Source organism: Flammeovirga sp. EKP202 (genome assembly GCF_014534745.1).
Classification (GTDB): domain Bacteria; phylum Bacteroidota; class Bacteroidia; order Cytophagales; family Flammeovirgaceae; genus Flammeovirga.
In genome coordinates this window covers 19,512-39,476 of sequence record NZ_JACVVP010000064.1, presented here as the reverse complement: position 1 = coordinate 39,476, position 19,965 = coordinate 19,512, and the positions used below count along the sequence as shown (strand labels likewise).

At 34.3% G+C, this 19,965-nt stretch carries 16 protein-coding genes; 11 read left to right on the top strand and 5 right to left on the bottom strand.

What is annotated here, in order from left to right:
• The coding region (locus IC221_RS29645; protein ID WP_223241494.1) for a hypothetical protein at positions 1 to 211 on the top strand (211 nt) is incomplete at its 5' end.
• A gap of 70 nt (positions 212 to 281) precedes the next feature.
• Here IC221_RS29645 and IC221_RS25660 read toward each other — a convergent pair.
• Positions 282 to 1,838, bottom strand: coding sequence for a DUF4301 family protein (locus tag IC221_RS25660; RefSeq protein WP_188171684.1), 1,557 nt, complete (start codon positions 1,836 to 1,838; stop codon positions 282 to 284).
• Positions 1,839 to 2,096: 258 nt separating this feature from the next.
• On the opposite strand from IC221_RS25660, the gene IC221_RS25655 reads away from it, so the two are divergent.
• The 3 genes from IC221_RS25655 to IC221_RS25645 are packed head-to-tail and all read left to right on the top strand — an operon-like array spanning position 2,097 to position 6,335.
• Entirely contained in the window at positions 2,097 to 5,072 is a 2,976-nt protein-coding gene (locus tag IC221_RS25655) for a M48 family metallopeptidase (protein WP_188171683.1), read from the top strand.
• 4 nt (positions 5,073 to 5,076) lie between these two features.
• The gene (locus IC221_RS25650; RefSeq protein ID WP_188171682.1) at positions 5,077 to 5,781 is read left to right on the top strand and encodes an ABC transporter ATP-binding protein; all 705 of its coding nucleotides are present in this window, start codon (positions 5,077 to 5,079) and stop codon (positions 5,779 to 5,781) included.
• Positions 5,782 to 5,783: 2 nt separating this feature from the next.
• Entirely contained in the window at positions 5,784 to 6,335 is a 552-nt protein-coding gene (locus IC221_RS25645) for a cob(I)yrinic acid a,c-diamide adenosyltransferase (protein ID WP_188171681.1), read from the top strand.
• A 60-nt stretch (positions 6,336 to 6,395) separates the two neighbouring features.
• On the opposite strand, the gene IC221_RS25640 is transcribed toward IC221_RS25645, so the two are convergent.
• Positions 6,396 to 6,596, bottom strand: coding sequence for a hypothetical protein (locus IC221_RS25640; RefSeq protein WP_188171680.1), 201 nt, complete (start codon positions 6,594 to 6,596; stop codon positions 6,396 to 6,398).
• A 186-nt stretch (positions 6,597 to 6,782) separates the two neighbouring features.
• Here IC221_RS25640 and IC221_RS25635 point away from each other — a divergent pair, with 186 nt between their 5' ends.
• Positions 6,783 to 7,877: a glycoside hydrolase family 73 protein gene (locus IC221_RS25635; RefSeq protein WP_223241493.1), complete on the top strand. Its 1,095-nt coding sequence runs from the start codon at positions 6,783 to 6,785 to the stop codon at positions 7,875 to 7,877.
• 98 nt (positions 7,878 to 7,975) lie between these two features.
• On the opposite strand, the gene IC221_RS25630 is transcribed toward IC221_RS25635, so the two are convergent.
• A complete protein-coding gene (locus IC221_RS25630; protein ID WP_188171679.1) occupies positions 7,976 to 10,570 on the bottom strand; it encodes a M1 family metallopeptidase in 2,595 nt (864 codons plus the stop codon).
• Positions 10,571 to 10,827: 257 nt separating this feature from the next.
• On the opposite strand from IC221_RS25630, the gene hslV reads away from it, so the two are divergent.
• From hslV to IC221_RS25600, 6 genes are all read left to right on the top strand, one after another.
• Positions 10,828 to 11,370 carry an ATP-dependent protease subunit HslV gene (gene hslV / locus IC221_RS25625; RefSeq protein WP_044211595.1) on the top strand — a complete coding sequence of 181 codons (543 nt, stop codon included), beginning with the start codon at positions 10,828 to 10,830 and terminating at the stop codon, positions 11,368 to 11,370.
• A 12-nt stretch (positions 11,371 to 11,382) separates the two neighbouring features.
• Complete coding sequence (locus tag IC221_RS25620) at positions 11,383 to 12,279, top strand: 1-aminocyclopropane-1-carboxylate deaminase/D-cysteine desulfhydrase (RefSeq protein ID WP_188171678.1); 897 nt, start codon at positions 11,383 to 11,385, stop codon at positions 12,277 to 12,279.
• 200 nt (positions 12,280 to 12,479) lie between these two features.
• The gene (locus tag IC221_RS25615; RefSeq protein WP_188171677.1) at positions 12,480 to 12,866 is read left to right on the top strand and encodes a hypothetical protein; all 387 of its coding nucleotides are present in this window, start codon (positions 12,480 to 12,482) and stop codon (positions 12,864 to 12,866) included.
• 221 nt (positions 12,867 to 13,087) lie between these two features.
• Complete coding sequence (locus IC221_RS25610; RefSeq protein WP_188171676.1) at positions 13,088 to 14,011, top strand: ribose-phosphate pyrophosphokinase; 924 nt, start codon at positions 13,088 to 13,090, stop codon at positions 14,009 to 14,011.
• A 245-nt stretch (positions 14,012 to 14,256) separates the two neighbouring features.
• Positions 14,257 to 14,835, top strand: a complete 579-nt coding sequence (locus IC221_RS25605; protein ID WP_188171675.1) for a 50S ribosomal protein L25/general stress protein Ctc — start codon at positions 14,257 to 14,259, stop codon at positions 14,833 to 14,835.
• A gap of 103 nt (positions 14,836 to 14,938) precedes the next feature.
• The gene (locus tag IC221_RS25600; RefSeq protein WP_188171674.1) at positions 14,939 to 15,763 is read left to right on the top strand and encodes an alpha/beta hydrolase; all 825 of its coding nucleotides are present in this window, start codon (positions 14,939 to 14,941) and stop codon (positions 15,761 to 15,763) included.
• On the opposite strand, the gene IC221_RS25595 is transcribed toward IC221_RS25600, so the two are convergent.
• Positions 15,764 to 18,418 (bottom strand): DUF5916 domain-containing protein, encoded by a 2,655-nt coding sequence (locus IC221_RS25595; protein WP_188171673.1) that lies wholly within the window; start codon positions 18,416 to 18,418, stop codon positions 15,764 to 15,766.
• A 215-nt stretch (positions 18,419 to 18,633) separates the two neighbouring features.
• On the bottom strand, positions 18,634 to 19,866 hold the full coding sequence (locus IC221_RS25590; RefSeq protein WP_188171672.1) for a nucleoside recognition domain-containing protein: 1,233 nt from the start codon (positions 19,864 to 19,866) through the stop codon (positions 18,634 to 18,636).
• Between the last annotated feature and the right edge of the window lie 99 nt (positions 19,867 to 19,965).

The following is a 19,965-nucleotide window of genomic DNA, read 5'->3' as shown; positions in this document are numbered from 1 at the left end:
TAAGAAGAGAAATTTAATTTGCAATGCTTATTTTGTTTTATTTAGAAACTTAATTTTTCATCGCTTTAATCAACTTATAAACAAATTATTATATCTCCCAAAAGTCTTCTTTTACATCATGTTTTTTCCTCAGCCGTTTGCTGAAGGGAGTGCAAAGGTAATAGAAGTTTTTTTAAATGCAATAGGTTATGTAAAAAAAAGCACAAAATAAACGTAAATAAAAAAATGCACTTACTTTTCAGTAAATGCATTCTATATTCAAATATCTACAAATCAAATATTTATCTATGTTCTGGTCTCAATAAATCATTTACTGTTTTTACTGGAGTAAATGTAGAAACTGGTACTTCCACGAATAAAGTTGTCCAATATGCCATTGATCCGTTCCATAAACCAGGCAATTCAATTGCTTGGATTTCCTGGCCATCTCTTGATTTGTGTGTAATGAAACCAGCATTTTCGTTTCGATATTCCATTAAATCGAATTTCTCGCCTTTATAATTCTTTACACCACAAACTAAATCTACTGGATTAAAGTGAGTAGCTGCATTTGCAATTTCTCTTCTTACAGGATTTGAGAAGTTGATTTGAGCACTTTCTACGATTTGCAATGATCTATGGTCACCATCTTTTAACCAGAAAGGGCCACCACCTGGCTCACCTTCATTCTTCACCATGCCACAAACACGGATAGGTCGATTAAGTTTTTCGAAGAAGTATTTCTCAATCTCTTCTTTCGATAAACCACTTAGTTCTTCACCTAAGCTCCAACCAAGACGCTTCATACAGAACTCAATTACCTCAGAAGTTAGTTTCTCGCTTGATTCTCCTGCTTCGTGTCTTTCTAAGAATGAGAAGATTTTTTTCTGTGTATCTACTAAGATACTTGCTAATGCCTTCTTGTATTTAAAAGTGTCCTCTTTCAATCTATCTGTTGTGACATTATCAATATTCTTAATAAAGATAATATCAGCATCAATGTCATTAAGGTTTTCCAACAATGCACCGTGACCACCTGGTCTAAATAACAGTTCACCGTCTTCTTTTCTGAATGGTTCGTTTTTAGCTGTAGCAGCGATTGTATCAGTAGAGGCCTTTTGAGTCGAAAATGAAATCTCATAATCTGCCTCATATCTTTTATTATATACCTCTTTATATACATCTGTCAATTCTTGGAACTGATTAAGATGTTCTGGAGATACTGTAAAGTGGATATTTACTTTACCATTTTTGTCTTTTGCATAATTTGCTCCTTCAATCATGTGTTCTTGTACAGGAGTTCTTACTTCTCCATTGTACTTATGGAATCCAATTAATCCTTTTGGACGGTTCGCTAAGTGTAATCGGTTACTTGAGAAAGTGGCTTCTAGAATTTTCTTGTATTCTTTGTTAGCTACTAATACATCAAGGTTACCTAGCTTTTGTGCTACTTCTGAGTAAATTTCAGTGTAAAGAGGGAAGTGAATAATGTTATTGAAGAAATCAGCTACTAAACCCTTACTCTTTTCAAGATCTGGTTCTGCAAATGAATCTTTCGCTTCTAAATCATTTTTAAATTCAAGAAGAGCCTTGAACATACGAGTTGCTGCACCAGATGCAGGTACAAATTTCACAATATCTTTATCTTGTATTGCTGTGTTGTACTCGTTTACGAAAGCTTCTATTTCGCTGTCTTGTAGTTTTATTATACCATCTCCAATCGTAGCAGGTCTAATAATGTTTGCGAATTCAAACCCTGTTCTAAAATAATTAAGTTGCTTTTCGACTACTTCTTGAGAGATCCCTTTTTCTTTCATTAATTCAAGATCCTCTGGACGAAATTTTGTTGTTATTGACATTTCTAATGTTTCCAAGGTTATAGACGGTTTTAATAAAAATAATATATAAAATAATTGTTAGTATAATTTTTGGCTGTTATTCGATCTTTTAAAAAAAGGATAAAATTTTAAACGGCACTACACTTACGTTTATTATATACAAATAAAATAAAAAACAGAATAAAAACGAAACCGATTGCACGACTTCACTAATTTTATATTTAAAATGATTACATTTTAAAATATTTGTATTTTTGGGTCCAACTAATGTACAAACGGATGAATTTTTGGATTAAAAAAAGTAGCCCTGTTATCAAGTCAATTGGATTAATCTCCTTGTTATCAACACTTACCGTATTAATTTATTACTTAATAAATAATATTTCAGAAAGAATAGGTTGGAGTATTTCGGGATATGTTGATGCGATAAAAACACCTCTTTTCTCTTTTGATAAGTGGAAAACCGCATTTAGTATACAAACAGATTCTTTTTTGATTTTAGAGCACTTCGTAGGTCAAAATATGAATTTAACGCCTGAGTATGTTCTACTTTATGGTATTTCACTGATTATTGGCTTTTCAATCTTCTTGAGTAGCATTAGTGGTTTAACAAGGCTATGGCACGGGATTTCATTCGGGGTGTTTGCTTTACTTATTGGTACCCTACATTTAGAAAATCTTCATTTCCTGGAGGACATTCATGATAAAGCTTTTACAGGAATTGTTCTAACTGTATATATATGTATAAGTTTTTACTTTCATTTTAATGCTAAAGTCTCTCTTTTTATCCGTTTCTTGACTTATCTATTTGTAAGCGGAGGTATTATTTCACTAATCAATACATTTGCTAAAGATGAATATTGGTATGTAGAGAGCCTGAGTTACTCATTCTCTAGCCTCACTATCATTACCTTTTTATTCGTAGTATTCTTAGCTCTTTGTATTCCATTTGGGATTTTATATATCACTACTTTCAAAAATACAGGCCAAAGTGGAGATAGTGTGAAGCATTTTTATGTATTCTATATTATCTACCTTCTCAACCTTATCTATGTTTATCTTAATGTATTTCATGGTTTAGATCTTGGCTTATATTACTTCCCTCCTATTTTACTGTTTGTTATTAGTACCTTAATAGGCCTTTGGTTAATTACTCAACAAGATGAAATTTTTGGAGTCATTGCTAGGGAAGAATCTGTACTTTTTTGGGTTTATCTTGGAAGTAGTATTATTGCTTCCTCTACATATGCCTACCACATTTCTCAGTTTGACACATCTTATGTCATCGCATTAGAGCAAGCGATCACCATCTGCTTTATTGGTTTTGGCTTCTTGATGTTATTTTATATTTCCTACAATTTTTATGATATCATAAAACAGAATCTACCTGTATATAAAATTGCTTTCAAACCTCAGAATATTGATTTCTTATCTTCATGGGGAGTTGGTTTGCTTATTACTATAGGATTATTCTATATCAATAATTTTACATCTTACCGTTATTTATGGGCTTCATATTATAATAATCTAGGTGATTCTGAATATTTCAGTGGAAACACTTATTTGGCAGAAGAAAGGTATGGAATGGCAAAAATGTACAGTGTTTGGAACCTTCATTCCAACTATATGTTAGCTAATATCGCTCAAGATAATAAGAGAGAAGATATGGCTCGTTTAGCTTATGATAAATCATCTAAAGATGAAGGGAGTCAACAAAGCTTTGTGCAGATGGCATTAATTGATATTGAAAATAAAAATTACCTTGAATCAATTATTACGCTCAAAAAGGGTTTAGAAAAGTTCCCTCACTCTAAGGAGATCTTTAATAATCTCGGTTTAGCATTTTATAGAATAGGAGAAGTTGATAGTGCTTTGCATTATTTAGATCAAGGTATTCAAATTGCTCAGAATGATGCTCCTATACTGGAAAGTAATTATTTGGCAATTTCTGCATTAGCAAAGTTGCCTATTAATGATGAAAGTAAATACCTAAAGGAACTTTCTAGCACTTCAGATTTAAATCAAACTGTAAATCAACTTGCCTATTTAAATGAGTCTGAAATCAATAGTACAAGCACATTTTTTGAAGACTTAGTGAAAGATTCTGTATTAAACGGAAATCAGATCAGTTATATCTATAATTATAGTATCAACAACATTGGAAAGGAAGAACCTTTTGATCTAGATGCTGTCATTCAAGAGAAATTAAAATCTGGGCATAATCTTGAAAACAGAGAACAACTATTATTTTCTTCTTTTGTCAACCATTATAATCAAAAAACTTATTTCAGTGGTAGACATAACCTTTTGGAATTGAATGATAGATATGGAAAAACAAACGGCTATTATTTATTCTTACTGGGATTGGATGCATTAGAGAAAAATCAATTCCAATTGGCAGTAGATCAATTAGATCAAGCTTTTAAATTAGGTCAAAAAGCCTCTGCTTATCCATTAGCCATGGCCGCTACTCAATTAGACAATCGTAATTATACGAATCAATTATGGGACTTTGTGTTTAAACTAAATATCCTTCAAACTTCGGATGTAGAGATTATAAAGCACTATCTCAACAGTAGCGAATTAAGATCAGAAGAAGAAAATGAATATTATTTCCAAGTTCTTTTAAATCATAAGCAACTTTCAATCGAACAAAAAATTGATGGCATCAAGAACTCAATTCATGCTGAAGATTTAATTAATGTGATTATTGATCATTACATTTCACTTAATGATAAAGAAGAAACGAAGGCATTTATAAATCAATTAAGTAATTTAGAGATTAGTAATGTCTCTAAATCAAAATGTGTTGAAGCAGATTATTTATTAGGGTTAAATTTAGAACAAACAGCACTTTGGGTAGATCAATTAGATATAAATACTGTTGATGGTAAGCTATATAGTGACATCTTTAAAGGAACGAGCTTTTTAAACCAAAAAGATCAACAGCAGTTATACTTTAATAGTGCATTTATCCGATATTATGCGAATAATTTACTGAAAGAAGAAAAGACTGAAGAAGCATTCCAATTTGTATCAGAGCATTTACAACTTAACCCTTACTCTGAAATCATTACGAATAGCTATTTGGAAACTTGTTTTTCTTTAGGTCTAAAAGATTTTGCCAATTCTAAAAAAGTTGAAGCAGAATATTTATTGTCTGATGCAGCTGTAAAAAGAGTCAATCAACTTTATGCTTCTCTTCTTGAAGATTATAATCAGAAAATAAACCAATGGGATACACTAACAGAATAACTTTATGTCAAAAGAAGTAATTAAAACAAAAGGCATCTCTCGAATTTACCAAATGGGTGATGAAGTAATCAAAGCCTTAAAAACCATCGATATTTCTATTCAAAGAGGTGAGTACGTTGCTTTTATGGGGCCTTCAGGTTCAGGAAAGTCAACTTTAATGAACATTATTGGGTGCTTAGACACGCCAAGCGAAGGTCAATACTGGTTGAGTAATCAAGATGTCAGTGATATGACTGAAAACGAACTTGCATCGGTTAGAAATAAAGAAATTGGCTTTGTATTCCAATCGTTTAACTTACTTCCTCGATCTACTATTCTAGATAATGTAGCCCTGCCTCTGGTTTATGCAGGCGTTGGAAAAGAAGAACGACTTGAAAGAGCTCAGGCTTCTTTGGATGCTGTAGGGTTAGGAAATAGAGTCTCCCATAAACCAAATGAGCTTTCTGGTGGACAAAGACAAAGAGTAGCTATTGCTAGAGCACTAGTGAACAGACCAAGTATTATTCTTGCTGATGAACCTACAGGTGCACTCGACACTAAAACTTCTTATGAGATCATGGCCATTTTTGATGAATTACATCAAAAAGGAAACACCATTATCATGGTAACTCACGAAGAAGATATTGCCAATTATGCTCATAGGGTCATCAGATTAAGAGATGGATTAGTGGAGAAAGATGAAATCAATCAAAATATTACAAAAGTATGATCATGAAAGTATATACTAAAACTGGAGACAAAGGAGAAACTTCGTTATTTGGAGGGAAAAGAGTCAAAAAGTCTCATCCAAGAATTGAGGCTTACGGAACAATTGATGAATTAAATTCATACGTTGGCCTTATTCGTGATCAAGATGTAAATATCCCAAGAAGTACTGTCTTGAAAGAAATTCAAGATCGATTATTTACTATAGGTGCTGAATTAGCAGCTGACCCCGATAAACCTCAATTGAAAAAACCTGATTTGCTTGAATCAGACATTGAGTATCTTGAAAATGCCATTGATGAAATGGAAGAAGATCTTCAACCATTGAAATATTTTGTTCTCCCTGGCGGTCATACTTCAGTTTCTTTCTGTCATTTAGGAAGAACTGTTTGCAGAAGAGCAGAAAGATTAGCCATTGCACTAGACGAAGAAGATGGATTATCAGATTACATTATTGTTCGTTATTTGAACCGATTATCAGATTACCTTTTTGTGCTGTCAAGAAAAATGGCAGCGGATCTTAAAGTAGATGAGAATTATTGGATTCCAAGAAAATAATAAATGATAAGAACGCCTTTGATGCTTAAAATATCAGAGGCGTTTTTTATTCTCAAGATATTATACCTCATCAATCATAAAATCTTTCCCTTTCCCAAACTGATATAATTCACTTAAGTAACACTGCTCCAAGGTGTCAAGTATTTTGATTAAATAATCATCATTAGGTGTAATTGACAATGTTTCAAAAATAAACACCTCTCCGTAATTGATTAATTTATAGGTTCTCCCTACCCTCATTGTATTGAAACTAATAGCCATTTTGAATATTTTTAAATATTTATGTTTAAATTATTGACAATGTTTAATTTTTAAACTAATTTTACATCGTAATCAAATTTAAAGATGACACCTTAATCATTCCAACTATCAAGTGTTCATTTTTAATTCATTTGGTCGAGATAGTAAGTAAGTTTTATAATTTCTCAAAGGTAAAGTTTTGTTGTCATGTATTTTCTTAAAAATCAATCGGAATTAGCTGTTTCAAGTAATAACGTTTCCATAGGAATCAAATTTCCTAACAATCTGTATCTACGTTACCGCGGTAATGTGTATACTTTTATCATTAACCCAAAACTCCTTCTGACAACGATCGCCTTAATGGTGACACTTTTGGTTATCCAATTGTTTTCGAGTCCTGAAGAAAAAGTCATTTTTGTTCAAGCACCCATCCAATACCACTATGGTAACAATGAACCTACAATGGATGAGTTTATAGAAGACTTTGGAATCAATATAGAAGAAGTCAATCACGCCGGAACCACAATCATTCCTGTTAAAACCGCCCAAAACATTTCTGATCAATACAAAGAACAGAAATTAAACAGTGTTGCCTCCGCTCTGGATCGCTTTCAAATTGAACGTCAGTTATTAGTCACAGATTATCTTATTGCTGAGAAAGTGACCAGAGTGGATCAACTGAAAAATGAGTCTTTGATAGAGCTCAATTCAAAAATTTCTAATCTTTTTAAACAATATGTTTTGGATCAGATGCAAGCTCCTCCTCATGTATATGAGTTTTTTACCTCAACTTCACCATTGAAGAAGATTGAAACAGCCCTAATGGAGCAAGCAAAGTATCATGTTCCTGCCTCTATCACATTGGCTCAAGCCGCATTGGAAACAGGGTATGGGAAAAGGGTAATCGGTAACAATTACTTTGGTGTGAAAGATAAATCAAGGAAAACCACTCCTATTACCACTACTGAATATTATACAAAAGAGGAATTTAAAAGAAACAAAGGCATTATTGTTTCTTCTCAAAAAGTGAAACGTAATGGTAAAGTGCTTTATAAATGTGTGGTAAAAGACTCTTTTGCAGAGTATAAATCACCCTGGGAGTCGTTCAGAGCACATTCTCTCTTTCTCAATAAACAAAAAAGATACGCTCCACTTTTTGCTCAAGGAAGAGATTATGCATCATGGGCTGATATGATTGGTTCTACAAAATATGGTGGTGTCGGTTATGCTACTTCACCTTTGTATGGGGAGCTATTGAAAAAAATCATTAAAAGATATCATTTAGATCTTTTAGATTACTAAGTATCTAGTGTCAATTTAAAATCAGTAGTAAAAGAAAGAGGGAAGAGTGTTTCACGTTACACTTCTTCCCTCTCCTTTTAATTATTCATTAAAAATGTCTAATACCCTTGCATTTTCAAAGACTCCAAGACTTTTTGATCTTTTTCCTTTGAAAGTGCTTCACTTACTTTTTTGCTAATATTTTCATCTTCCAATATCGGGCTGATAGCTTGATAAGCCGCTACTTTAGTGTCTGTGCTTGCACCATTATTTGTTGCATATTTCAAGATGATATCAGTAGCTTGTTTCTTCTCTTCTTCAGTCTCCAGCGTAATGATATAACCTGTCATTGTTCTAAACATATACTGACGGAATTGATCATTCATCTCTGCTAATTTTTGATCATACCAACCCAGTTTTCCTTTTGTACCAAACTGACCATATATCATAGAGGAAACAAAAACGATATTTGGATTTCTAGCTTCTTCAAATTTTTCCACTGTTGGAACTATACTAGGTCCTTCAATTTCTGATACTGCATACAAAGCCGTAGCTACTACCATATAAGAACTATCATTCATTGCCTGTTTAGCAATTGGAATAAAGTCTTCACTGATTGTACTTAATGTACTCAATGCCGTTGCTCGTACTGATGAATTAGGATCATTCACTACAATATTTTTCAAAATACTCTTCGTCTCTGTTAAATCACCAGTACCTTGATATCCCTCAAAAAGCCCAGCTGTTGTCTCTCTGATTCCCCAAAATGGATCTTTCAAATAAGAGTTTAGGACAACCACCAATGAAGGATCAGCAATAATTGAATTTCCTAAATTTTCCAATGCCTCTACTCTATGCATTACATTTTCAGCATATTTTGCTTGAATTAAATAAGCATCAATACTTTTGGTATGTGAAATAACACCTGGGATAATATGAGCGGGATCAAAAATGACTAAGTCAGGTTTCGAATCAAACATAAATGAGAAAGATTGTTGATCTTTATTCAAAACAATTTTTCTATCCTCTTTTTTACCGTCTTTCCATAAGAATTGAACTTTTGTTGGAATACGATAAACTGGCGTATACTCAGGGTCTTGACGTTGTTGTACTGTCAATTCTAAAGTATTTCCGCTAAATTTTTCCATTACAAGAATATCAGGGTGCCCTGCCTTCATAAACCACTGATCAAAGAACCAATTCAAATCCTGGCCCGTCACCTCTTCAAATGCAATTCTTAAATGTGCAATTTCCGCCGCCTTAAAAGCATTATTTTTTAAATAAAGAGCTGCACCTTCAAAAAAGGCATCATCACCAATTGTATTTCTCAATAAGTTTAATGTGTAACCACCCTTGGCGTAAGAGTGACTATCAAACATATCTTCTTTATTTAAGTAATGATAACGAATGAGTGGTTCTTGTTTTGTTTCTGATTCTGCTAAATAACTTTCTAATTCAGATTGTAAAGCGAAATCAGCCTCATCCTTACCTTGTTTATATTCTCTCCATAAATACTCACTGTAATTGGCCCACGCCTCATTTAAAGGTAAATTAGCCCATGATTCATTAGTTACTAAATCACCAAACCAATGATGGAAAAGTTCATGTGCAATAATAAAATCCCAATCCTGATCTAACTTTTCTCTATCATCTACTTGTACAGCTTCCATAAAAGTAGAAGCTGAAGTATTTTCCATCGCTCCACTTACAAAATCACGGATAATGATTTGAGAATATTTATCCCACGGATACTCGTACTGAAATTTATTGGAGAAGAACTCCAACATCTCAGGTGTATTACCAAAGATGGTTCTTGCGTATTTTTCATATTCAGGCTCTACATAATAGCTGACTTCTTTCCCTCTCCACTCATCTTTTACTACTGCGTAATCACCTACCGCCATCATTGTTAGATAAACAGAATGCGGTTGATCCTGCTTCCAATGATCTGTTCTTGTACCGTCTGAATTTTTCTTTTGAGATACTAAACGACCATTTGATAGTGATACATATTTATCTTGAACCGTCATGTAGATATCTTGCTTCATTTTCACATTAGGGTGATCAAAAGTTGGGAACCAACAAGAGTTGGCACTTGTTTCACCTTGCGTCCAAATCTGCTGTGGTTTTCCGATTTCATCACCCAATGGGTTGATAAAATACAATCCCTTATCACTTGTGATGGCTTCACTGCCTGAAGTCTGCCTTTCATTTGGCTTAGCAGTATAAGAGATATGTAAACCAAAAATATCTTTTCTTGTATAATCTTTATCTAAAGCAATGGTCAGTTGAAGACTATCATAACTATAATCTAACTCCTGTAATACATTTTGCTTCTTATCCGTTAACTCTACTTTATGTATATCAAAATTCTTTGCATCAAGGACGACTTCATTTTGGGTATAGAAATGAGGTTGCAATGTCAACACGGCGTCTCCAGACATTCTTTGTTTTTCCCAATCAAAACTCACTTTTAATTGTGTGTGTAGTAAATCAAAAGCGGTACTGAAAGATGGGTTATAAGGCCCTTTTTTCGCAACCCAATCTGGTACTAATTTCTCGTCTTTAATTGGTGCTGCTGGAGCTAATGGAATGGCTGGGGTAACTTCTGTTAGGTTTCCGTTTTCCTGAGCTGTAGGTTGTGTGGTTTTACAGGCATTCAAAGCACCCACTACAAAAAGCACCGATACAGATCGTTTAATTTTGTATAGCATAAAATGGTTTTCTTCTTATTTTGATTATTTGGTTATGAAAATAGCTCAGAAAATCGAGAGTTAGAATGATATTCACTTATAATATGACAAATTCGTCAGATTTATATAACTTCATAAGAAAATAAACCGATCAATCTACCCAATACTGACAATTTGTCGAGGATTCCATTCATGGGTCGTTTATTGGTTGAGACGAAGTACCAAAACAGAATTTCTTATTTCAAATTTTTGATTTTAGTACATACCAAAAAAGATATATGGAAAAGTTTAGATCAACAACCGTCCTTGCCATCAAAAAAGATGGTGAAGTAGCACTTGGCGCTGACGGACAAGCTACTTTCGGAAATACAGTAGCAAAAAGTAACGTAAAAAAGGTAAGAACATTAATGGGAGGTAAAATCGTTTGTGGTTTTGCAGGTTCTACAGCAGATGCTTTTACTTTGATGGAGCGTTTTGAAGAAAAATTAAATGCTTTCAACGGTAACATGAAACGTGCGGCAATTGACTTAGCAAAAGATTGGCGTATGGACAGATACCTTAGAAAATTAGAAGCGATGATGATTGTAGCAGATATCAATGATGTATTGATCATTTCTGGTACAGGTGATGTAATTGAACCTGATCATGATATTGCTGCAATTGGTTCTGGTAGTATGTATGCTCAATCAGCTGCTTTAGCACTTAAAAAACATGCGAGCGATATGTCTGCTGAAGATATGGTTCGTGAAGGACTTAGTATTGCCGCTGATATCTGTATTTACACCAACCACAACTTTGTGATTGAAAAAGTAAAAGCATAATTATAATAAAGCATGGAAACTTTCGAATTACCGATCGAAAATACTCCTTTGCAAGAACTAACGGACTCTATTTTTTCTGAAAATGGAGTTCGTTTTTTTGTTAAAAGAGATGATCTTACCCACCCTGAAGTTTCAGGAAATAAATGGAGAAAACTAAAATACAATTTACTTCAAGCCAAGGCAGATGGCTATCAGAAGATTCTCACTTTTGGAGGGGCCTATTCCAGTCATATTCATGCTTTTGCTGCCGCTGGAAAATTATATGGGTTAGATACCGTTGGTGTGATTAGAGGTGAAGAACATTTACCATTAAACCCAACGCTTGATTTTGCAACCAAACAAGGCATGGAACTGACCTACCTTGATCGTACTTCTTTTCGAAATTATAAAGAACATATTCCTAAATTAAGAGAACAATTAGGGGAATTCTACATGGCACCTATGGGTGGTTCTAATACTCTTGCTTTAAAAGGTGTTGGTGAATTGGGAGAGGAATTGAATGAAGTGCTTGAAGCAGGAGATTATGTTTGTGCAGCTTGTGGTACAGGAGGTACTTTAGCGGGACTAATTGCTTCATTAAGGTCTGATGTAAATGTTATTGGTTTTCCAGCTTTAAAAGGTGGAGCATTTTTATATGATGATATCAATGAGTTTTTAGAAGGACTAGACACTTCTTCTTTCCCTCAATGGATACTCAATACCGACTATCATTTTGGTGGATACGCCAAGAAAAAGCCTGAATTAATGGCATTTATTGATCAATTTCATCAAAAATATAACATTGAACTAGAGCGTATTTATACAGGTAAAATGCTTTATGGTGTAATGGACCTTCTCCAAACAGGATATTTCAAAAAAGATCAAAAAATCATTGCTTTACATTCAGGAGGATTGCAAATAAATCGTTAAAAACAGCCGCATAAGATGATAGTTATCAATAAAATGTAAATACTACACTTTAAATTTGACTTTTTCGTAAAATTAACATATTTTAAAAATATAGAAAAAGGAATAAAATATTACGTTTAAGTCACAACCTATAAACATCTCTAACCTATAGAACAACGTTTAATACTGTATTCTAATTCATCACCGAAAAAACTATCATCATGAGAAAGACATTCCTCCTTGCACTCTTAATTGGCTTTGCTTCTGCCTTTGTTTTCGCTCAAACAGAAGAAATTAAAAAAATTAATGAAGAAGAATATTCACAAGTGGAGTATTCAGTTTTAGAGTCACTAGGTCCCCAATACCTAAGCAGTTTAGAAACTACGCTTACTGAATTGGATTGGGGTTTGAACAATCATGAAGAATTTAATGCACTTCATGAAGAAAGTACACTTGTATCAGAAGTTTATGTTTACAGTGCTGATGATTTCAGATTAATCCACTATCATAATGGAGACGTGCATGATGTGGATTTAGAACAAATTGCACAAAAAGCTGACCTTTTGATGAACAGTGATGGTACTTATTATTACGTTTTAAGAGATTAATAAATAAAAAAATAAGAAGTATTTATTTAAAATTGAGGCAATCTATTACAAGATTGCCTTTTTAATTATAATTATTTCTAATGAATAGAGTAACATTATCTTGAATATTATAAATTTGCAGTGACATAGGAAATGTGGTGTTATTAAATCATTAATTTTCACATACAATTCTTCTGTCTTTCGTCTTGAATTATAGATAGCGTACCAAAAAAAATATACTGATGTCTTCAGTTAAAATCTTTTCAGCTTCGGGAACAGAATATCTCGCGAGCAAAATAGCACACTCTTATGGTAAATCTTTAGGAGATGTAGTTCTTCAACGTTTTAGTGATGGAGAAATTTCTACACACTTCAATGAATCAATAAGAGGTTGTGATGTTTTTATCATTCAATCCACTTGTCCTCCAGCAGATAACTTACTCGAACTTCTTTTACTGATTGATGCTGCAAAAAGAGCTTCCGCACAAACGGTTACTGTTCTTCTTCCGTACTTCGGATATGCACGTCAGGATAGAAAAGACAAGCCAAGAGTAGGTATTGGTGCGAAACTAATCGCCAACTTGTTAACTGCCTCAGGTGCTACTCGTGTAGTAACTTGTGAGTTACATGCTGACCAAATTCAAGGATTCTTCGACATCCCTGTAGTCCATCTACAAAGCTCACCTATCTTTGTTCCTTACATTGAGAGCTTAGGATTAGATAACTTGACTTTCGCTTCTCCAGATGTGGGAGGTGCTAAGAGAGCAAGATCTTATGCAAAACACTTCAAAGCTGATATCGTGATGTGTGACAAGCACCGTGAAAGAGCAAATGAAGTAGCATCAATGCAAGTTATTGGTGATGTAAAAGACAAAAATGTAATTCTTATTGATGACTTAGCAGATACAGCAGGTACTTTATGTAATGCCGCTGAGATCATCATGGAGAAAGGAGCAAAATCAGTAAGAGCCATCTGTACACACGGTGTTCTTTCTGGACCAGCTTACGACCGTGTAGCAGCTTCAGTTCTTGAAGAATTGGTTGTTACTGATACTCTTCCTGTAGAAAGCAGAGAGAAAATCACCGTACTTTCTGTGGCTGAGCTTTTCGCAAAAGCAATCAGAAAGATCCAAGATCACGAATCAATTAGCTCTTTGTTCATCTAGGAACCTAGAGCTTTTTTTATAAGATTAGGCTATCTACCATCATAACTTGTTGGTAGATAGCCTTTTTTGTTTAATAAGGTTGAATAATTCTTTCGTTTTTAATACGAAAATTATTACCTTTGCGAGCCTATTTCTAGTAATAGAAATCGTTAAGCATGTTTTGGGATGGGGTCCACCTTTCGAGTAAAGAACGATCAAGTACCAAAGCGTTTATAACATGTTTTACTTTATATTAAAAAAATCAGATGAAAACTGTAGAAATCATCGGTTACAACCGTGAGACTGTTGGTAAGAAAGCTGCCAAAGATTTAAGAAAAGAAGGTTTAGCACCATGTGTAATTTATGGTGGTGAGCAACCAATTCACTTTGCAGTACCAATGATCTTGTTCAGAGACATTATCTATACTCCAGAGGTTTGTTTCGTAAAAATCAACATCGAAGGCGTAGAGAAAACTGCTATCGTTCAAGATTTCCAATTACACCCAGTTTCTGAGGTGCTTCTTCACGTTGACTTCTTAGAGTTAAGCGATGACAAAGCTATCAAAATGGATGTTCCAGTTTCATTCGTAGGTAACTCTCCAGGTCTTCAAACAGGTGGTAAGCTTGTAGCTAAACTTAGAAAAATCAAAGTTAAAGCTCTTCCAGCTAACATGCCTGAGACTGTAGAAGTTTCTATCGAAGGTTTAGAGCTTGGTAAATCAGTTCGTATCGGATCAATTACTCCAGAGAACTATGAGATCCTTTACAATGATTCTGTAACTGTTGCTTCAATTGCTATTCCAAGAACATTACGTTCAGCATTGGACGCTGCAGGAGACGAGTAATCATCGACTGTTTAAAGATACAAAGAGAGGTACAGTATACTGTACCTCTTTTTTTTGCCTATTTTTTTTTGTATCTAGTAAATGAATAAATAATCACTTACCAATGACCATCTCATCCAACACACCTAAACACTTTTTTTTAGATTTAGAAAAAGGCAAAATCGAATGCCTCCAATTTGGTGAAGGAAATAACCTTCTCATCTGCATTCATGGCTTTGGGGATAGTGTAAACCTTTTTAGAGCAATAGCACCCGCTTGGGAAAAAAACTATACTATGGTAGCCTTTTCCCTTCCTTATCATGGTCAAACAGAATGGGAACCTTCCTATTTTTCTTCACGAAACATAAAAGAGGTTATTGATGCTATTCTTCATAAATTCAAAAAAGATACTTTTTCAATATTAGGATATAGCATGGGTGGTAAAATCACAATGTATTGTCTTCAAAAATATTATAGCAACAAGGTTGAAAAGTTGATACTATGTGCATCTGATGGTTTAAAAACTCATATACTGTATGATGTTTCTAAACTTCCAAGGTGGTACTTGGAACTTACTATGGTTTTACTCCGATTCCCTAATACAATGTTTAAACTTGTAGGTTGGGTGCATCGAAGAGGTTATTTATCCAAATTTCTGTATGACTTCTTTATGAATCACTTCCAAACAAAGGAACAAAGGAGACGTTTCTTTGGAGTTGCCACTTCTTCAAGGTTTATGAGTCCTGACTTAAAACTTATTGCTCAACAAATCAACGAACATAAAATTCCCGTTGATATGTACTTTGGAAAAAGAGATGAAGTAATATTAATGGAAGGTGCAATACAGTTCTCTGAATTACTTAATAATGTAAGGTTTCATAAATTAGACAAAGGACATTTATTAATAGATGAAGACCTTTGTCTACTCATGAAAGAAAATCAAATTTGATTACTTCCTAAACCTATAGGTCACCTTTGCGATAAACACGTTTTCCGAAGGAGAACCAAATATCCCATCAACAATCTCTGAAAAAGAGAACTCCCTAAATGGCTCTGCTAAATCTCCCCGACCTTGTGACCAAACCAAGAAGAAAGTACACCCTGGCTTATACTCCCACCTCAACACCAAATTGGAATTGAAATCTATAAAGTCAAAGTCAGGTTGATCAAATGTATAGTTTCCATTTTGATCAAAAACAGTATACTCTTCATTCTCCGAATTATAACTGATTTCATCATTAGAGAACGTATGAATTCTATTCTCATATTTTCCAGCCTTAGGATCTTCTACCCTTTTAAAATCAAAGTAATCGCCTCTTGATGCAAATGGCTGAGCATAATACTGCAAAGATAAGTTTGGTCTCAAGATCAAATTACCTCTGATAGTCACTCCTGTGGTATGTTGCTCTATTCTTCCCAAAATGTAGTTGTCACCTGCTGTATTTGTTTCGGTGGTTACGTATTGAATATGATCTTGATTGTATGAGAAAAATGGAAAAATCCCTAACTCTAAAGCATTAATAGGTCTATAATTTATCCCCACCCAAGCATCAAAGTTCATTCCTGCATTGTCTTGTGTGAAAGCAAACTCATTCCCAAATTCAAAAGCTAATTTTTTCCTTTCATCACTCTCTACATTGTACCAAAACTGATTCCTATCTGGTCTTAAAAAAGCAGGACCACCTCTTAACATGAAATTACTTAAACGTTTTCTCTGTAAAGAACCTCCTGTTGAAAACTCCCAGAAATTTTTAAATTCAAGATTTACATTTCCATGTAAACCTAAATAGGTATTCTCTCCACCGTAATCAAAATATGCATACTGCCTCAGGTTAGCATTGATTCTTCTAAAAATAGAGACTGGCTGTAATGTTTGATAACCGACCATACTCCATTGATTCATTAAATCAGCTGCATTCATAAAGCCGATGTCATTGATCTCAAACTTTGGTGATCGCCAAGTACCTCCTACCTCATATCGCCATGGACTACCTCCATTTCTACCAAATTTCAAATAACCTCCCGTCCCTGTCAGTGAGGTGGCAGTGGTATCCACATTCACATAGTTTGCATCAGGACGTTGGAAGAAGTGTCGCCCAGATTCTTGTGTATTGGTAATGGCTTCCGGGTCTCCTTCCACATGGCTTACCATAAAATTGCCTTGTATATAATAAGATCTATCTTTCCATTGATGAAGAAAATCTATTCCACCAGAATAGGCATCTGTATGTAGAAATCTCAAATTATCTGAATCAATACTTCTGTTAGTTGCCGTAAAAGCCATTCCAACAACAGAATTTCCCTGATTAATATCTTGAGTAGCTCTGGCTACAAAATAATTTGTAAAGGGTTCAACTGTTTCTTCTGATTTTTGACCTTGCGTATCAATTTCTGCATCAGTAGCCATCGTGATATTATTCATCACACCAAAAGCAAAACCATTTTTATTTTTTCCTGTCAATTTAAATGCTCCTAAGATTGGTACTACCTTCGGCTGATCTACAAATTGCCCGTCCTCAACGTCTGGCTCATGGCTTGGAGATCTGCCTATACGTCTTGTATAAACAAGGTTGTCTCGTGCAAAGTTACCTCCCGCAAAAGATCTTGTTCCTGGAAATGAAAGTGTATTTCTACCTTCAATAAAAAAGGGTCTTCTCTCTCTGAGAAAAATTTCAAAGGTCGATAAATTCAACTGTGATGGATCTGCTTCCACCTGTCCAAAGTCTGGATTAATGGTAAAATCTAATGTAATATCACTGGTAATACCAATTTTCCCATCCACACCCGCATTTGCAGAGTATTCTGATCCTGTTTTGTAAGGATTTCCTTCTTCTTTTTTTCCTCTATCGTTTCGAGCTAATACAAATGGAGCAATCTCTAATTGCTTTTGAGGTTTTATTCCTTTCAGACCTTTCAGTTCTCCAAATAAATGCACCCAGCCTGGTGAATCCTTTGGAATATACTGCCAATAAGAGCGCTCATTATTTCTAAATAAACGGCGAGTTACCTGTAATCCCCACGTCAGGTTTTCAGAATTTGTAAAACGAAGTTGTGATAAAGGAATTCTAACTTCTGCATTCCACCCCTCTTTATCAATGGAGGTTTTTGCCCACCAAATTGCATCCCAGTTAGAGTCCCAATTCCTTCCGTTATTCGAAATTGCTTCATCTCCTATCACCCCTGAAACACTGACTGTAAATGAAAATGCATTGGTTAAATCATGATAAGAATCAATGTTAACTTCCACAAAATCACCTTCAAAGCCATCTCTCCTTGACATTCTTCTTACAATACTGTCTGGTGAAGTATCAAAAGCTTTGATCGCAAAATAGATGTATTTGGCATCATACATCACTTTGAAAGCCGTTTCTTGTGAAGGAGGTGCTCCATCAATAGGATCTCGTTGTGTAAAATCTCCCTGCCATTCAACATTTTTCCATGCAGGGTCATCAAACTTACCATCTATGGTAATTGTCGTTTTTTCTAGAGAACGTGTAAAATATGTTCTCTTTTCATCGTGGTTATTTTCATTAATTTGACAAAGTGCAATAAGAGGCACTAGCTGAAAGAACCAAATCAATGGGTAGCTTTTTGTTAATTTCAATGGAGTAGAGCTTAGTATAGTTGTACTATGACAATGAATTGGTATTTAGTTGCCTTAGTACATTTTGTAGATAAGTGCTAAAAAATCCTGTTCTTCATGATTCTATATGAAGAACAGGAGGTTATTGAGGATAAATGTAGTGATTTTAAATGTGTGTGTAAAGTTATCAGTAACTTAAATTCGAGTCTAAGTACTATAACTTAAGCATGTATTATTTAGAAAAAGAGGTAAGCAAGGAAAATTGCGGCAATTACTCCCATAAAATCTGCAAATAAACCACATGTAATGGCATATCTAGTTTTTCGGATATTCACTGAACCGAAATAAACTGCAATAATATAAAATGTGGTATCTGTAGCTCCTTGCATCATAGAAGATAGTTTTCCTGCAAAAGAATCTGCTCCTTCTGCATTCATAATATCTAACATCACACCTCTTGCCCCACTTCCACTCAATGGTTTCATAAACGCTACAGGAAGAGCATCGACAAAGGCTGCATCAATTCCAATTCCATCTTGAATTGTCCATTTGATACCTCCTATAATGTATTCTAGTGCTCCAGAAGCCCTAAACATTCCAATGGCTACCAAAATGGCAACTAAATAGGGAATGATAGTTACAGCTGTTTTAAATCCTTCTTTTGCTCCTTCAATAAAGGCATCATAAGCATTGATTTTCCTATAGGCTGCCAAACCTACAAATGAGCAGATGATACTCAATAAAATTAAGTTACCTGCAATTGATGAAACTGTATTTGCATCCTCTGGTGATAAATTATAAAAAAGTGTAATCGTCCCAATAATAAGCAAAACTAATCCGCCTACATAAGCCAATATCACTTTATCTAATAAATTGATTTTCTGATAAATAGACACTATTAATAATCCTCCAAGTGAAGAAATACTGGTTGCCAATAAAATAGGAATAAAAACATCCGTTGGATTCCCAGCACCCAATTCTGCTCTATACATCATCACTGTAATGGGTATTAAAGTCAACCCTGATGTATTTAGCACCAAAAACATAATCATTGGATTAGAGGCCGTATCTTTTTCTTTATTGATTTCCTGCAATTCCTTCATAGCTTTCAACCCTAGCGGTGTTGCTGCATTGTCCAACCCAAGCATATTCGCTGAAAAATTCATCATCATAGATGATATTGCGGGATGATTTTTAGGTACATCCGGAAAAATTCTAGAAAAAAAAGGCCCTACTAGCTTTGTCATCACTTGAACAGCACCTCCTTTTTCACCTACGCTCATCAATCCCATCCATAATGCTAAAGTTCCTGTTAACCCAATAGAAATGTCAAAAGCTGTTTTTGACATGCTGAATGTACTGTCAATGATTAGTGCAAAAGTACTCGCATCTCCAAAAAATATCCACTTACAAAGAGCTACGATAAATGCTCCAAGTATGAAAAAAATCCATATATAATTTAAGGCCATAGCGTCAAAAAAGTAAATGTTCTTAATCAAAAAGTGAATTTAAGCATCTATTCAAATAAAATAAGATCTGAACATCAAAAAATAAAATTTATGAATACA

What these genes read in the sequence shown, in the direction of transcription:
- IC221_RS25620 (WP_188171678.1), top strand. Translation starts at nt 11,383, where the DNA reads ATGGAAACTTTCGAATTACCGATCGAAAATACTCCTTTGCAAGAACTA.
- IC221_RS25645 (WP_188171681.1), top strand. Translation starts at nt 5,784, where the DNA reads ATGAAAGTATATACTAAAACTGGAGACAAAGGAGAAACTTCGTTATTT.
- IC221_RS25655 (WP_188171683.1), top strand. Translation starts at nt 2,097, where the DNA reads ATGAATTTTTGGATTAAAAAAAGTAGCCCTGTTATCAAGTCAATTGGA.
- IC221_RS25605 (WP_188171675.1), top strand. Translation starts at nt 14,257, where the DNA reads ATGAAAACTGTAGAAATCATCGGTTACAACCGTGAGACTGTTGGTAAG.
- IC221_RS25630 (WP_188171679.1), bottom strand. Translation starts at nt 10,570, where the DNA reads ATGCTATACAAAATTAAACGATCTGTATCGGTGCTTTTTGTAGTGGGT.
- IC221_RS25610 (WP_188171676.1), top strand. Translation starts at nt 13,088, where the DNA reads ATGTCTTCAGTTAAAATCTTTTCAGCTTCGGGAACAGAATATCTCGCG.
- IC221_RS25650 (WP_188171682.1), top strand. Translation starts at nt 5,077, where the DNA reads ATGTCAAAAGAAGTAATTAAAACAAAAGGCATCTCTCGAATTTACCAA.
- IC221_RS25600 (WP_188171674.1), top strand. Translation starts at nt 14,939, where the DNA reads ATGACCATCTCATCCAACACACCTAAACACTTTTTTTTAGATTTAGAA.
- IC221_RS25660 (WP_188171684.1), bottom strand. Translation starts at nt 1,838, where the DNA reads ATGTCAATAACAACAAAATTTCGTCCAGAGGATCTTGAATTAATGAAA.
- IC221_RS25635 (WP_223241493.1), top strand. Translation starts at nt 6,783, where the DNA reads ATGTATTTTCTTAAAAATCAATCGGAATTAGCTGTTTCAAGTAATAAC.
- hslV (WP_044211595.1), top strand. Translation starts at nt 10,828, where the DNA reads ATGGAAAAGTTTAGATCAACAACCGTCCTTGCCATCAAAAAAGATGGT.
- IC221_RS25640 (WP_188171680.1), bottom strand. Translation starts at nt 6,596, where the DNA reads ATGGCTATTAGTTTCAATACAATGAGGGTAGGGAGAACCTATAAATTA.
- IC221_RS25615 (WP_188171677.1), top strand. Translation starts at nt 12,480, where the DNA reads ATGAGAAAGACATTCCTCCTTGCACTCTTAATTGGCTTTGCTTCTGCC.
- IC221_RS25590 (WP_188171672.1), bottom strand. Translation starts at nt 19,866, where the DNA reads ATGGCCTTAAATTATATATGGATTTTTTTCATACTTGGAGCATTTATC.